Origin of the sequence: Chitinophaga sp. sic0106 (assembly GCF_019219075.1) — a bacterium.
Lineage (GTDB): Bacteria > Bacteroidota > Bacteroidia > Chitinophagales > Chitinophagaceae > Chitinophaga.
In genome coordinates, this window is the sequence record NZ_JAHUWJ010000006.1 from 266,391 (window position 1) to 281,202 (window position 14,812).

General features: G+C 51.3%; 12 protein-coding genes. 10 read left to right on the forward strand and 2 right to left on the reverse strand.

The features are described 5' to 3' along the window. Positions 1–65 precede the first annotated feature (65 nt). The 10 genes from ureC to KW844_RS11625 all read left to right on the forward strand — a co-directional run bounded on the left by ureC (position 66) and on the right by KW844_RS11625 (position 11,382). On the forward strand, positions 66–1,787 hold the full coding sequence (ureC, locus tag KW844_RS11580; RefSeq protein WP_218376889.1) for an urease subunit alpha: 1,722 nt from the start codon (positions 66–68) through the stop codon (positions 1,785–1,787). 18 nt (positions 1,788–1,805) lie between these two features. Then, on the forward strand, positions 1,806–2,309 hold the full coding sequence (gene ureE, locus KW844_RS11585) for an urease accessory protein UreE (protein WP_218376890.1): 504 nt from the start codon (positions 1,806–1,808) through the stop codon (positions 2,307–2,309). Between the two features lie 12 nt (positions 2,310–2,321). Beyond that, positions 2,322–3,011: an urease accessory protein UreF gene (locus KW844_RS11590; protein WP_218376891.1), complete on the forward strand. Its 690-nt coding sequence runs from the start codon at positions 2,322–2,324 to the stop codon at positions 3,009–3,011. Positions 3,012–3,033: 22 nt separating this feature from the next. Then, positions 3,034–3,672, forward strand: coding sequence for an urease accessory protein UreG (gene ureG / locus KW844_RS11595; protein ID WP_218376892.1), 639 nt, complete (start codon positions 3,034–3,036; stop codon positions 3,670–3,672). 12 nt (positions 3,673–3,684) lie between these two features. Then, positions 3,685–4,485 carry an urease accessory protein UreD gene (locus KW844_RS11600; protein ID WP_218376893.1) on the forward strand — a complete coding sequence of 267 codons (801 nt, stop codon included), beginning with the start codon at positions 3,685–3,687 and terminating at the stop codon, positions 4,483–4,485. After that, on the forward strand, positions 4,482–5,183 hold the full coding sequence (locus tag KW844_RS11605) for a hypothetical protein (RefSeq protein WP_218376894.1): 702 nt from the start codon (positions 4,482–4,484) through the stop codon (positions 5,181–5,183). Before KW844_RS11600 ends, KW844_RS11605 begins: the two co-directional genes overlap by 4 nt. Before the next feature lie 15 nt (positions 5,184–5,198). Further along, on the forward strand, positions 5,199–6,053 hold the full coding sequence (locus KW844_RS11610) for an urea transporter (protein ID WP_218376895.1): 855 nt from the start codon (positions 5,199–5,201) through the stop codon (positions 6,051–6,053). After that, on the forward strand, positions 6,050–8,056 hold the full coding sequence (locus tag KW844_RS11615) for a TonB-dependent receptor (RefSeq protein WP_218376896.1): 2,007 nt from the start codon (positions 6,050–6,052) through the stop codon (positions 8,054–8,056). Before KW844_RS11610 ends, KW844_RS11615 begins: the two co-directional genes overlap by 4 nt. Before the next feature lie 47 nt (positions 8,057–8,103). Beyond that, positions 8,104–9,975, forward strand: coding sequence for a TonB-dependent siderophore receptor (locus KW844_RS11620; protein ID WP_218376897.1), 1,872 nt, complete (start codon positions 8,104–8,106; stop codon positions 9,973–9,975). 228 nt (positions 9,976–10,203) lie between these two features. Next, entirely contained in the window at positions 10,204–11,382 is a 1,179-nt protein-coding gene (locus KW844_RS11625; RefSeq protein WP_218376898.1) for a glycosyltransferase family 87 protein, read from the forward strand. 56 nt (positions 11,383–11,438) lie between these two features. Here the strand turns inward: KW844_RS11625 and KW844_RS11630 are convergent, their stop codons facing one another. Together KW844_RS11630 and KW844_RS11635 are read right to left on the reverse strand one after the other, a co-directional pair. Further along, positions 11,439–12,230: a DUF4397 domain-containing protein gene (locus KW844_RS11630; protein WP_218376899.1), complete on the reverse strand. Its 792-nt coding sequence runs from the start codon at positions 12,228–12,230 to the stop codon at positions 11,439–11,441. A 12-nt stretch (positions 12,231–12,242) separates the two neighbouring features. Next, positions 12,243–14,801, reverse strand: coding sequence for a TonB-dependent siderophore receptor (locus KW844_RS11635; protein ID WP_218376900.1), 2,559 nt, complete (start codon positions 14,799–14,801; stop codon positions 12,243–12,245). Positions 14,802–14,812: the final 11 nt, after the last annotated feature.

Below are 14,812 nucleotides of genomic sequence, written 5' to 3' on the forward strand. Positions count from 1 at the left end.
GCCGATGCCGTAAAAGCTACTGCCATCGCGAGTCTTGAATCTCTCAACTTCAAAAACCAACCGGAATGAGCCTGCAAATCAATAAAACGAAATATGCCAATATGTACGGCCCCACCACTGGTGACAGGGTACGACTCGGAGATACCAACCTGATCATTGAAATCGAAAAAGATTTCAATCACTATGGAGAAGAAAATAAATTCGGTGGCGGCAAAACCGTGCGTGACGGGATGTCCCAGTCCAGCACCGCCCTCCGCGCCGAAGGCGTGCTCGACTTCGTGATCACCAACGTGATCCTGCTCGATCACTGGGGCATCGTAAAAGGGGACCTCGGTATTAAGGATGGCCGCATTGTAGGCTTTGGTAAAGCCGGTAACCCGGATACCATGGACGGAGTAGCCCCCGACATGATCATCGGCGCCTCCACAGAAGTGCACGGCGGCGAAGGCCTCATTGCCACTGCGGGTGGTATCGACACGCACATCCACTTCATCAGCCCGCAGCAGATTGAAACGGCCCTCTTCAGCGGTATTACCACCATGATTGGTGGCGGCACCGGCCCTGCGGATGGTACCAACGCTACCACCATCACACCGGGCAAGTGGTGGCTCAAGCGTATGCTGCAATCCGCCGAAGCATTCCCGATGAACATCGGTTTCTTTGGGAAAGGCAACTGCGCCACCGAAGCGCCCATTGCAGAGCAGATCGAGGCAGGCGCACTGGGAGTAAAAATACATGAAGACTGGGGTGCTACCCCTGCTGTTATCGACGCCTCCCTGAAAGTGGCCGATAAATACGATGTACAGGTAGCCATTCACACGGATACGCTCAACGAAGCCGGCTTCCTGGAAGATACCATGAACGCCATCAACGGCCGCGTCATCCATACCTTCCATACTGAAGGCGCCGGCGGCGGCCACGCTCCCGACATCATCCGCGCAGCCATGTTCCCGAACGTACTGCCGGCATCTACCAATCCCACCCGCCCGTTCACCGTTAATACCATCGATGAGCACCTGGATATGCTGATGGTATGCCATCACCTGAGCAAGAGTATTCCGGAAGACGTATCCTTCGCAGATTCACGTATCCGCCCGGAAACCATTGCTGCCGAAGATATCCTGCATGATATCGGGGTGTTCAGCATCATGAGCTCCGACTCACAGGCTATGGGGCGTGTAGGCGAAGTAGTTACCCGTACCTGGCAAACGGCGGATAAAATGAAACTCCAGCGCGGCGCCCTGCCGGAAGATGCTGACAACGGCAACGATAACTTCCGCGCGAAACGCTTCGTGGCAAAATATACCATCAACCCGGCCATCGCACATGGCATTTCCCAGCACGTAGGCTCCGTCGAAGCCGGCAAGTTTGCTGACATCGTGCTGTGGAAACCAGCCCTGTTTGGCGCCAAGCCGGAAATGATCATTAAAGGTGGTATGATCATCGCCAGCAAAATGGGCGATCCTAACGCCAGCATCCCTACGCCGCAACCTGTTATCCTGCGTAATATGTTCGGGGCTTTTGGGAAAGCACTGCAACGCAGCTGTATCACATTTGTGTCGCAGGCTGCCGTAGATAACGACATTGCTGCGGAGTACGGGCTGGAAAAGATAGTGCTGCCGGTAAAAGGTTGCCGTAACATCTCCAAGAAAGACCTGATACATAACGATAAAACACCGGAAATAACTGTGAACCCGGAAAACTACCAGGTAAGGGTTGATGGTGAGCTGATCACCTGTGAGCCTGTGTCGGTAGTGCCTTTGGCGCAACGTTATTTCCTCTTTTGATCCGCTAAAACTCCGTGTATGATAATTGAATCCGTGATAGGAAACATAGCAGATACCGATATCTCTCACCTGAGCACCGACCTGCTGCACCTGGAATGGTATGAGACCACCAAGCGCATCCAGCGTAAAAGAACAGTATCAGGCCGTGAGATCGCCATCCGCTTTCTGAAGGAAGGACAGCGGCTCCGCCAGGGTGATATCCTGTTTACGGACGCTACACATGCGGTGGTGATAGATATCATTCCCAGCGATGCGATTGTGGTTACGCCAAGATCGATCCTGGAAATGGGGAGTGTGTGCTATGAGATCGGCAACAAACACCTGCCGCTGTTTATTCAGAACGACCAGGTGCTGATGCCTTTCGAAGAGCCAATTTACCGCTGGCTCCTGGCCAGTGGCTACGCCACCGAAAAGCAGCATACACGGCTCACCAACCTGCTCAACGCCAATGTGCAGCCACACAGCCACGGCAGCGGAGGGAGCTCTCTGTTTTCAAAAATTATGGGACTCTCCAACCGATAAATGCAACAGACCATGAATAGTTTTTTCCTTGGCAGCCTGCTGCATCTCAGTGATCCAACGCTACCGATCGGTGCCTACTCGCACTCGAACGGACTGGAAACCTATGTGCAGCAAGGGATGGTACATAATGTGGCCACGGCCGAACAGTATGTAAAGCAAATGCTGACCGCAAACCTGCATTTCAACGATGCCGCGTTTGTATGCCTGGCCTACCACGCCGCGGCAGCCAACGACTTTGCACAACTGCAGTTGCTGGATGAAGAACTGGGCGCACTCAAGCTGCCGGTGGAAATTAAATCCGCCAGCCAGAAGCTGGGGCTGCGACTGATCAAGATCTTCCGCCGCCAGCAGGAACTTCCGCTGGCTGCAGCTTTCGAGGCGGCCATCGTGGCTAAAAAAACCGAAGGGCATTTCGCCATTGCCTATGGCGTATATGCATGCCTGTTAGGCATCCCGTTGCCGGAAGCGCTGTATGCTTTTTACTACAATGCCGCCGCAGGGATGGTTACCAATGCAGTAAAGCTGGTGCCGCTCGGACAGCTGGACGGGCAGGATATCCTGTTCCGGATGCAAACCAGCATTGCCGCGCTGATTGCGCCTACGATGGAGCTGGACCGCGACCTGGTAGGCGTTTGTAACACCGGTTTCGATATCCGCTGCATGCAGCATGAACGCCTTTATTCAAGGCTCTATATGTCTTAATAACAATTAAAAACAGGATACCATGAGTGACAGAAAATATGTGAAAGTAGGAGTAGCCGGACCTGTAGGCTCCGGGAAAACAGCACTGATAGAGCGTTTGAGCCGTCACCTGCTGAACAGATATAGCTTAGGTGTGATCACCAATGATATTTATACTAAAGAAGATGCGGAGTATTTGACTAAAAATAGTCTGCTGCCAAAAGAGCGTATCATCGGCGTAGAAACCGGCGGCTGCCCGCATACCGCTATCCGCGAAGATGCCAGCATGAACCTGGAAGCTGTGGATGAAATGGCGGCACGCTTTCCGGATGTAGAGCTGATCCTCATCGAAAGCGGCGGGGATAACCTCAGCGCTACATTCAGTCCGGATCTGGCGGATGTAACCATCTTCGTGATCGACGTGGCAGAAGGCGATAAGATTCCCCGTAAGGGCGGCCCGGGTATCACCCGTTCCGACCTGCTGGTGATCAATAAAATTGACCTGGCCCCTTATGTCCATGCCGACCTCGGCGTGATGGAGCGCGATGCCAGAAAAATGCGCAACGGAAAACCATTTGTATTTACTAACCTGATGTCGCTCCAGGGCCTGGACACCGTTATTGGCTGGATTCAGAAATACGCGCTCCTCGAAAACGTGGAAGAGCCGGCACTGGTGCGATAAGGAGGATATATCATGAACAACAGGCTCACGATAAAAGGAGGATTTAAGCAGGGGCGCAGCTACCTGAAGGATACGTTTTTTACGCCTCCTTTCCGGGTAGTGGAGGTAAGTGAGCATCGCCATGATCCTACGGCCTACGTGATGGTGATGAGCTCATCACCGGGTATGCTGGACGGAGATCATTACGATATCAGCATCGAGGTGGAAACCGGCTGCAGCCTGCAGTTGCAGTCGCAATCCTACCAGCGGATCTTCAATATGGAACAGGGGGCGAGCCAGTTGCAGCTGATCAAACTGCACGCCGGCGCAGCTTTTACCTACGTACAGCATCCCGTAGTGCCGCATGAAAAAGCCATTTTTAAAGGACGTAACCGTATTGATATAGCAGATGATTGTCAGCTTATATTTGGAGAAATCCTTACCTGTGGCCGCAAACATTCGGGGGAGGTATTCAGGTATACTTCCTTTCATAACATCACTGAGGTATGGCATAATGGTAAACTGCTGGTAAAAGACAACCTGCTGCTTCAGCCACTTACCTTGGATATGGCCGCCATCGGGCAGATGGAGGGTTTTACGCACCAGGCTACACTGATACATGCAGATACCGGTAGCGGTATTGGGGAAGACCTCGTACCTGCACTCTATACTTTACTGGAAGAGGAAAGTGAGGTGGCGCTGGGTATCAGCAGTCCTTCCAAACAGGTGCTGGTACTACGGATGCTCGGTAACGGAGGTGAACAGCTGTTCAATGCTTTGCAAAAGGTGGCCGACTATTGCCGCCATTATAAAACTCAAGTAACTCATTCATGAATATCGGATTAACCACATTGGTAGTGTCGGCGGTAACCATCAGCTGTTTGCATACCGCCACAGGGCCGGATCATTACCTGCCGTTTATAGTGTTGTCGCGCTCCCGTAACTGGAAAATGTCCAAAACAATATTGTGGACGGTGTTATGTGGCTTCGGGCATATCTTCAGCTCGGTGCTGATAGGGCTGGTGGGCGTTTTACTGGGCTGGCAGTTGTCGAAGCTCACCTGGTTCCAGGATATGCGCGGCAATATTTCCGGCTGGTGCCTGCTGGGCTTCGGGGTGCTATACCTGCTCTGGGGGCTGCGTGCGGCATACCTCAATCGCCCGCATAAGCATTTTGACGTGTATGGCGACGGGGATGTGTATGTATATGAGCATCGCCATGGGGAGGTTGTTTATCCGCAGAACCGCGTGAAGGTAACGCCCTGGATATTGCTGGCGATTTTCGTGATGGGACCTAGTGAGCCACTGGTGCCGCTGCTGTTCTATTCAGGCGCGCATCGTTCAGCCATGGAGGTGATCCTGCTCATTAGTGTATTTTCCATTACTACGGTTATAACTATGCTGACTATGGTACTGATCGGGTGCTATGGCTATTCATTCATCAAAACAGATAAGCTGGAACGATATGTACACGCCATTGGTGGTGGCGTGGTAACCATGTGCGGGATAGGCATGGTGTTCCTGGGCTGGTAAGCTAAGAACAGATTTATGCGACAGAAATATTTGGAACCCATCGCCGCTGTACCCAGGGGTGTAGGGCAGATCATGCTGCAAGGGAACGTGTGGACAGGCTTGTTGTTCCTCCTCGGTATCTTCTACGATTCCATAACTATGGGGGCGGGAGCTTTGCTGGCCACTGCCGTGGGCACCGGTGTGGCGGTGCTTTTGAAGTATCCCCCGGAAGAAATTGCACAAGGCCTCTATGGCTTTAGTGCTGCCCTGGTAGGGGTGGCGCTGACCTTTTATTTTGAAGCGCAGCCGGTGATATGGGTGGCGTTGGTGGTAGGATCGGCACTGGCAGCAATTTTTCAGCATGCGTTGATTAAGCGCAACATACCAGGGTTTACTTTACCTTTTATTGTAATCACCTGGGTGTTTCTGTTTTTATTCAGACATGCGTATATTGTGCCGCCTTCGTCAGAAGTGACGGCCACTATACCGGTATACCAGGATTTTACGGTGTCCACCCATGGCTTTGGGGAGGTGATCTTCCAGGGTAGCATGACAGCCGGACTCTTATTTTTCCTCGGCGTATTTGTGAGTTCACCTATATCAGCCTTGTACGGTATGGCAGCCTCAGTAGTAGGCGCCTATATTTCCATGCAATTTGCAGAGCCAACGGATGATGTACACATGGGCTTATTCAGCTTCAATGCAGTGTTGTGTGCTATTGCCTTTGCGGGCAACCGCAAACGGGATGGGGTATACGTACTGGTGGCGGTGGTGCTGGCGGTGCTGATAGACATTGGTATGCTGATGCTGGATATGACCGTGCTCACCTTTCCGTTTGTGCTGGCATCGTGGCTGACCTTATTAGTAAAGAAACTTTTCGATAAAAAATGATCAGGAGATTAACAATTGCTGCCTGCCTGGTGTCAGGTGCTGCTTATGCGGGAGAGCCGCAGGATTCCCTGCCAATAAAGGTATCACACCTGGCAGCCGTGGAAGTGCGTGCCCCCAGGGTTGAGCAATCACTGATGAAGGTGGACCTGAAAATGACACCTGTTAACACGGCACAGGACCTGCTGCGTAAAGTGCCGGGCCTGTTCATTGCACAGCATGCCGGTGGTGGTAAGGCAGAACAGATTTTCCTCCGTGGGTTCGATAACGACCACGGTACAGATATTAATATCACGGCAGATGGTATGCCTGTGAATATGGTATCCCACGCACATGGCCAGGGGTATGCTGATCTGCACTTTCTGATCCCGGAAACCATTGAGAGTATAGACTTTGGTAAAGGTTCCTATTATGCTTCCAAGGGAGACCTTAATACCTCCGGATATGTAAGTTTCCATACCGCCGATAGCTTACCCGGTAGTATGATCAAACTGGAAGGCGGCTCATTTAATACCGTGCGTGGTACCGGCCTCTTTAATTTAATCCATAAGAGTGGTCCTAAGGCGGAGAACCTTTATGTAGCTGCTGATTATGGTTATACAGAAGGTCCGTTTGATGTAAAGCAAAATTTCAATCGACTTAACCTATTTGCTAAATACAACAAATGGTTAGATAGTCGTAACTATATCAATTTCCTGGCGTCCACCTTTCATTCCGGTTGGAATGCTTCCGGCCAGATTCCGGAGCGTGCAGTAGCCGAAGGGCTGATCAGCCGCTGGGGTAGCATCGACCCAACAGAAGGAGGGAATACACAACGCACCAATGCTGCCTTTACGTGGAAACATTTATTCAGCGAAACTTCTTCTACCGAATCATTTTTATATTTCACACATTACGAGTTCAACCTCTTTTCCAACTTTACCTTTTATCTGAAAGATCCGGTGTATGGAGATGAAATTGAACAAAGGGACAATCGCAACATCTATGGTTTTGAGCAGCGATATAATAAGGAATTCCGCCATGCACGCTGGCGTTCCGGGATTGGTTTCCGGATGGATGATATCAACGACCTGGAATTAAACCATGTGTATCAGCGGGATACCTTACTGAACCGCCTTTCCTGGGGGAATGGTACCCAAACTAACTTATACGCCTACACGGAGCTGGAGTATCGCCTGCACAACTGGACCATCACACCAGGTTTGCGCTATGATCAGCTGTTGTTTAACTACAACGATCAGCTGCTGGCAGCACATAATAAGGAGCAGGCCGGGCGCGTGAGCCCTAAGCTGAACTTCAGCTACTCCAAAGGCAGCAAAGCCTTATGGTACCTGAAAACCGGACTGGGATTCCATTCCAACGATATGCGCGTGGTAGTGCAGCAGCAGGCGAATGATATCATGCCTATGTCGGCCGGTGCTGACCTTGGCGTTATCTGGAAGCCGGTACATAACCTGTTTATTCAACCAGCTTTGTGGTATCTATATCTGCAACAGGAATTTGTATACGTAGGTGATGAAGCGGTGGTAGAGCCCAGTGGTAAAACGCGCCGCCTGGGGGTGGACCTTAGCGTGCGTTACCAGCCACTGAGCTGGTTATACCTGGATGCGGATGTGAATTACGCCCATGGCCGCAGTATCGATGATCCGAAAGGGGAGAACTTTATTCCGCTGGCGCCGGTGCTTACCAGCACAGGTGGAGCGGCGGTGAAACTACCCGGCGGATTTTCTGCGAACCTGCGTTACCGTTATATGAAAGACAGGCCAGCCAACGAAGATAACAGCATCACCGCTCATGGTTATTTTGTTAATGACCTGGCACTGGCGTACACCTGGAAAAGCATGGAGTTTACCCTGCAGGCGCAAAACCTGTTTGATGTAAGATGGAACGAGGCGCAGTTTGAAACCGAAACACAGCTTCGTGGAGAGGAACATCCGGTAACAGAGCTGCATTATACACCGGGAACACCTTTTGCGCTGAAGGCAGGGGTGGCATGGAAGTTTTAATGTAAAATCACTTAGCTTTGCGGTCTTTTTAAGACCAAATCAAACCAATGCGTGGTTATTTATCATTGCTGCTGGCCTGTGTAACAGGCAGCGTGGCAGCCCAGCAGCAACCGGATACCGGTCGCTCGCGCAACCTCGGAGAAGTGATTATCCAGGAAAACCGGCTGTCGGCCCCTTTAAAGGAATCAAACAGAAATATTACTATCATCAGCCGCCGGCAGATTGAATCTATGGCGGCTGTGTCCATCAACGAAGTGCTGGCCTACGTGCCAGGGTTGGACGTACGCCAGCGCGGCCCGGAAGGGGTGCAAACGGACATCGGCATCGACGGTGGTACTTTTGACCAGACGCTCGTGCTGGTAAACGGTATCAAAATCACCGATCCGCAAACCGGGCATAACGTTATGAACCTGCCCATCTCCCTCAATGATGTAGATCATATTGAAGTACTGCGTGGCGCCGCCGCCCGCATCTACGGTATCAATGCGCTCAATGGTGCTATCAATATCATCACCCGCAAAGCCACTGAAAGCGGTGCGGAAGTATATGGCAGCCTGGGTTCCAGCTTCCACCGCAATGAGGATAATAAGCTCTACAACAGCTACAACGTTGGTGCTACCGGCGCGGTGGTGAAACCTAAAAGTAATCAGTCGCTCTCCGCGAGCATGAATGCGGGTAACGGTTTCCGTTACAATACGGCGTATCAGACCGGCAAAGCACTCTACCAGGGCGGCTTCCAGATGAACGACCAGAACAGCATCCAGGTGCTGGCCGGTTATGTAGATAACCAGTATGGCGCAAACGGCTATTACGCAGCCCCTGGCGATATAGAGTCAAAAGAGTATGTAAAAACCGCCCTGGCAGCTGTCAGCAGCTCCCACCAGGTGAAAAAGAACTGGCTCCTGACTCCCCGTGTCAGCTATCGCTTTGCGGAGGATGATTACCGGTATATCAAACAAACCATCGCCAAAGCAAGAAATCTGCATAACACACATATCGTGGATGCAGAGCTGAATAATACTTTCACTACCAAAATCGGTTACTTCGGCGCCGGTGTGGAAGCCCGTTACGAGCATATCGTCAGCTCCAATCTCGGCAACCATGAGCGTACTAACCTGGGCGCTTTTGCAGAATATAAAACCCGTGGCATCAAGCGCTTCAACTTCTCCGCAGGTGGTTACCTGAATTACAACAGCATGTACGGCTGGCAGTTTTTTCCGGGTGCTGATGCCGGTTTTGATATCACGCCTGACCTGAAACTCTATGCCAATGCAGGAACAGCACAACGCCTGCCTACTTACACGGATCTCTATTATAAAAGCGCCACCATCCTGGGTAATGATAAACTAGGTCCGGAAAAAGCCGTGTTTACAGAGCTCGGACTCCGTAAGTACGCCGGCAAATTCAACTTCACAGCCAGCGCATTTTACCGCCAGATATCCGACTTCATTGACTACGTGAAGGACAGCATCCCGCAGCCATGGCAGCCGCAAAATTTCCAGCGTGCGGATACGAAAGGACTCACTGCCAGCGCAGCTTATAACACCTCCTTTGGTGAAAATGCCGTGTTCAACAGCCTGGGGCTGAATGTAGGGTATAATTATCTGTCGCCCGACTTCAAAGGCGACGATACCCACAACAAGATTTCCAGGTACGTGATTGAAAGTCTGCGCCACCAGTTTATTGCAGGCGTGCGTACCGAAATCATCAACCATTTCAGTGTATCCGCTAATGCCCGCTATTGCAAACGGATTAACTATAAAGACTACACGCTGATCGATGCCCGGGTTACCTGGCATCAACCTAAATACAAGATTTATGTAGCTGCTACCAACTTACTGGACGTGACCTACATAGAAGCAGGAGCCGTGCCAATGCCAGGCCGCTGGATGACGGTGGGGGCAACGGTGAAGCTGTAAATTTTCGCCATCTTATTTCCGGGGATCATCTGCTGGCAGGCAGATGATCCCCGTTTTTTTTCTGCCGGTAGAGCCGCAATGCTTGCGGCTCACCGCTCACCGCTCAGATCCTGCTGATAAACGGGCTTGAAGCGAGGAGTCGCAAGCATTGCGACTCTACACGCGTCAATAAATTTCACTTATATAATAGAGGGTTTTCTTTTTGCCCTGCGTTATGAGGGTATTAAAGTGAGAATAGAAACGATGCGGGATGTACTGCTAAGCCCGGGTGTGCCAACAGAAGAGAAAAATAGTTATACCCGGATCATTGGAGGACTGTATGCGTTGGGAACGCTGATCCTGTTTATACAGGCGGTGCTTACCCAGCGGTTCAACAACTTTCATATTTTCAGGAGTTCCTGGGGGCACCTGATTCATGGGTTGCCGCTATATCAGTTGTATCCGGCAGAGCATGGGGATTTGTTTTTGTATCACCCCAGTTTTCCAGTTTTGTTTTTTCCTTTTGCCCTGCTGCCGGTGCACCTGAGTTTACTTTTATGGATGGGGTTAAACACCTTTGCTTTATTTTATGCGGTGCAGCAGTTGCCGGCATCGGCAAGGCAAAGGCGGTTGATACTGCTGCTGGTAATGCTGGAGGTGCTGAATGCTATACAGTCGTCACAGGTCAACCCGCTGATGACCGCCCTGATGCTGCTTACGGTGGTCAACCTGGAAAAAGGGCTGGTAAGGTCCGCGGCCTTATTTACCTGTATATTGTTCTTTATCAAGGGGTATGGTGCAATAGTAGGGATTATGTTCCTGTTTGTCGATCGGAAGCCGTATTATCTGAAGTATTGTATCATATTTGGACTCACAGGCACTTTGCTGCCTTTGCTGTTTATTAGTCCTGCCACGCTGTGGCAGCATTATGCCGACTGGTTTGCACTCATTACCGATCCGGTGATCCGGGAGGATTGCTCACTGTTTGGGATGCTGCATGCTTTTAACCAGGATTTTTCCAGGATGCCCACACTCACAGATACCTGGATTTTTGCAGTGGCACTGGGTGGGTTGGCTACAGCAATAGTTTGTACGGCTATTGCCGGCACGCAGCGGAGCCGATTTCTACTGTTGGGATACCTGATGATCTGGGTGGTGATCTTCAACCAGGCGGCAGAATCACCCACCTATGTGATCGCAGTGACGGGGGCTGTTTTCATATTAACATTGTATTCACACAAAAGTGTGAAAATGGTATTGCTTGTTTTACTGATATTTGTAACTTCGCTATGTCCAACTGATCTGGCCCCTAAGTTCTTAAACGATTTAGCCGTCACTTATCAGCTTAAAGCCTTTCCCTTAATAATCGTCTTGCTATATATACAAGCAACGCTCTTTTTTCAAAGCGGCGAGGTCAAGATTGACTAACTTGATACTTGCAAAACAAATGCGGGTGCCGGCTTTACCCCGGCGCCCCTTTGTTTTTATTGCTGATGTGTAATGATATCTGCCGTTACTCCCGTACCTCCATTTGTCACATTATGAATATAAATAGTATATATTTTGCCTGATTCCAGGTTAATATTACTTAATCTGTCGGCATAGATCGGCACAGTTTTCCCGCTTTCCTTTTCCGTTACCACCACTGTTGTACTGCCCGCAGTAACGTTCACAAATGGCCCCAGCGTATAGGCGCTGCCGTTAATATTGCCATTTCCTGCGCTCCCGTAAGCTACTGTATTAAATACTTCTGCTGTTCCTGTTTTTAGGGAGAGATTAACCTGCACCTGGGGCGTGCCCGGGGCCAGGTGAACGAAGCGCAATTTGGCTTTACCTGCGGGCGGAGCAGCCAGATCGTCGTAGAACAATATAAGGGAATCCTTTGTGGGGTCGGTCTTTTGCGCCGCCGCAAAAACGGTATGATAAAAGGTGGCAATAGGGCCATTAGGCCCGCCACTGGCGGTATAGGCTGCACTGTTGCCGAATTGCCGCGATACCTTGTAGGCGCTGCCACTACCTTCTGTCACGTTGATCTGCACGTTGCCATAGGTGGTGGATACGTAGGGGCTTGCCTGTCCGCTGCCAAGCAAAGTACTGGTCTGCTGCGTGGTAAAAGTCCAGAAATGTATACCGGCACTGCTGTTGCGTGCATTTACAAAACTGATATGCGCAGAGAGGGGTGGCCGCTCGCCGGCATTCACATCCAGGTAATCCGTTTTCTTGCAGGCGCTGAAAAATCCTGCTGTAGCCAATAAGAGTAATGTATATGGTTTCATAACAATCTTGTTTTAAAGTTTTGCTGCCAGGCGCACAAATGGCTGAATACCCGCGCTACCGTTCTGAATACCTACCACCGTGGGGCTACGCAATCCTGAGATAGTCGGATCGGTATAGTCTCCCAGTTCATTTAATACATTATTTACCCCTGCCGTTACCTGGAACGCTTTGCTGATGCGGTACCCCAGCGCTATATCCGTTACCCATACCGGCTTCAGTTCCTGCAGGAAGTAGTCGGGGCGGGGGAAGTTGGCATTCAGGGCACTGGCGGTTGTCACAGCGCCAAAGTATACCGTGCGTAGCAGCACATTAAATCGTTGAATGGAATAGTTGGCCTGCAGTGTGATTTTCTGCTGGGGAATATTCGTGGTTACCCGTGCCTGCTCGGCCTGACTGAAGATTACATAGCGGTAAGCCTCCAAACCTTTTGGTGTGTTCACACGCGTTACCTCATTTTTAGCGAAGTTGCCACCCGCCAGTAATTGCAGGCTGCCACCGGCCAACGGCAGGCGGTAGCTGGCCGTCACTTCCAGTCCCTTGGTGCGGGTGCTGAAGGCATTGTAAAAGAACTTAGCCTGTGTGGTACCTGTAGCCAGGAGCAGGCTCCTTACCTCTGCAGGGAGGTTAGGGTCCGTAGCACTAAAGTTACCGGTGTTGCCTACCCGGTTTTTGATATCAATGAGATAGCCGTCGATAGTGAGTTCCACGTTGGGAGCTGGCTGGGAGGTGATGCCCGCAGTGTAACCGGTAGACTTCTCCGGGCTTAATAAGGGAATGCCCAAAGCCCTGGCGGCGGCACTTTTGTTGGAAGCAGTTACCTGGTCCACGGCGCGGCCCTGCTGAAAGCTGGTGCTGGTTTCGGTATAATAAAACTGTGCGAGGTCCGGCGCCCGGAAGCCGCTGTTGGCAGACCCGCGCACACGGAGCCATGGCGCAAAAGTATATCTGGTAGCCACTTTGCCGGTGGTTACATTGCCGAAGCCGGAGAAGTTTTCCGCCCGCAAAGCCGCCGACACTAACCAGTTTTCGGTGATATTAGCTTCCACATCCAGGTAGGCGGCAGCAATAGCCCTGCTTACATTTACTTCATTGCCAGGGCGGAAGCCGGCGTGGATCTGTGAACCGGGGCTTAGCCCATTCAGCGCAATCAGACCTGCATCTGCAAGGTAGGGCACGCCATTTACACTAGTATCGATACGGTAGATCTGCCGCAGGTCGCCCTTGATATACGAAGCTTCCTCACCGGCAATGATCTGGTAGGTTTCTGTACGGTACTGCGCACCAAAGGCAATGTTGATGCCGTGGAGTGGCCCGGCAAAGTAACGGCTGATGTCCAGACTCGCCGTGTTTTGCGAAGCATTGTATTTGCCGGCATCAAAGGTGGTAGGACTCTTCACTCCCAAACTCGCGTTAAGGGAATTGCTGATTACATTACTGAAATCATTGCGGCCGTAAACATTTGATAAATCAATTTTCCATTCGCCGGCTTTGCCTTTAATGCCAACGGCGAGGGATTTGTCCGTAATGCCATTGTCCATGGCCGGTAGAAAGCCATCGGGATATAAAGAGGTATTGTTTCTCTCCGTCCAGCCGGGAAGGCGGTATACGGCAGTAAACTGGGAGTTGCGGTTGCCGATGCCGCCAAACGTATATACTTCGAAGTTATCTTTCAGGGGGAAGGCGGCATTAAAAAACAGCAGGGCGTCTTTTGCTTTGTTGGAGCCACCGCCGCGCTGATCGAAATAGTGCCGGTCAATACCGCGACTCTTTAATATCGCTTCATCAATTTCTTTTGTGTAGATGTTATCGTAGCCACGGGTATTGGCGCCACCTCCGTAAACAGGCCCGTTGTAGAGGCCTGCATCCTCACGGCCAGGTGGCAGGGAAATGGCCTGCGTGGCAAATTCGGCGGTGATATTGACGTAGCCTCCCTGCTGGCCGAGCTTAGCGCCGTAGTTAATGTTGGTGCGGGTGCTGAGGCCATCCCCACGTCTGCGGATACTCGCAGTACTGCTTACCCCTATCTCATTGGTTTGTTTTTTCAGCACGATATTGATCACTCCAGCAATGGCGTCGGAGCCGTATTGCGCGGCGGCGCCGTCACGCAGTATTTCCACCCGCTCAATGGCTGCGGTGGGAATGGCGTTTAGGTCGTACCCTGTGGCGCCGTTGGCCAGTCCGCCCCAGTTGATATTGGAGCTTTTGTGTCGCCGCTTGCCATTTACCAGCACCAGCAACTGATCGGCACCCAGGCCCTTCAGCTGCGCCAGATTTAGCGCGGATCCGGCATCTCCCGCATTACTACCATTCACAGAATGGAACGACGGAGAAATGTATTGCAGCAATTGTGTGATGCTGGTTTGTGGTGCCTGCTCCTGCAGGGTGCGGATGTCAATCACATCCACCGGCACCGGCGAATTGATTTTGGTACGGTTGGCGCTGCGGGAGCCAACAATCTGTACTTCGTCCAGCTGACGCGTGGTATCCGTAAGGTGTTGCGATCGTTCCTGGGCATACAGTATGCCCGGCATGATCATTAGGGGAGTGAGTACGGGTAGCAGTTTTTTCATGCCATTCGTTT

Excerpts from the sequence above, each read along its gene's own strand:
- ureC (WP_218376889.1), top strand. The coding sequence starts at position 66 with ATGAGCCTGCAAATCAATAAAACGAAATATGCCAATATGTACGGCCCC.
- ureE (WP_218376890.1), top strand. The coding sequence starts at position 1,806 with ATGATAATTGAATCCGTGATAGGAAACATAGCAGATACCGATATCTCT.
- KW844_RS11590 (WP_218376891.1), top strand. The coding sequence starts at position 2,322 with ATGAATAGTTTTTTCCTTGGCAGCCTGCTGCATCTCAGTGATCCAACG.
- ureG (WP_218376892.1), top strand. The coding sequence starts at position 3,034 with ATGAGTGACAGAAAATATGTGAAAGTAGGAGTAGCCGGACCTGTAGGC.
- KW844_RS11600 (WP_218376893.1), top strand. The coding sequence starts at position 3,685 with ATGAACAACAGGCTCACGATAAAAGGAGGATTTAAGCAGGGGCGCAGC.
- KW844_RS11605 (WP_218376894.1), top strand. The coding sequence starts at position 4,482 with ATGAATATCGGATTAACCACATTGGTAGTGTCGGCGGTAACCATCAGC.
- KW844_RS11610 (WP_218376895.1), top strand. The coding sequence starts at position 5,199 with ATGCGACAGAAATATTTGGAACCCATCGCCGCTGTACCCAGGGGTGTA.
- KW844_RS11615 (WP_218376896.1), top strand. The coding sequence starts at position 6,050 with ATGATCAGGAGATTAACAATTGCTGCCTGCCTGGTGTCAGGTGCTGCT.
- KW844_RS11620 (WP_218376897.1), top strand. The coding sequence starts at position 8,104 with ATGCGTGGTTATTTATCATTGCTGCTGGCCTGTGTAACAGGCAGCGTG.
- KW844_RS11630 (WP_218376899.1), bottom strand. The coding sequence starts at position 12,230 with ATGAAACCATATACATTACTCTTATTGGCTACAGCAGGATTTTTCAGC.
- KW844_RS11635 (WP_218376900.1), bottom strand. The coding sequence starts at position 14,801 with ATGAAAAAACTGCTACCCGTACTCACTCCCCTAATGATCATGCCGGGC.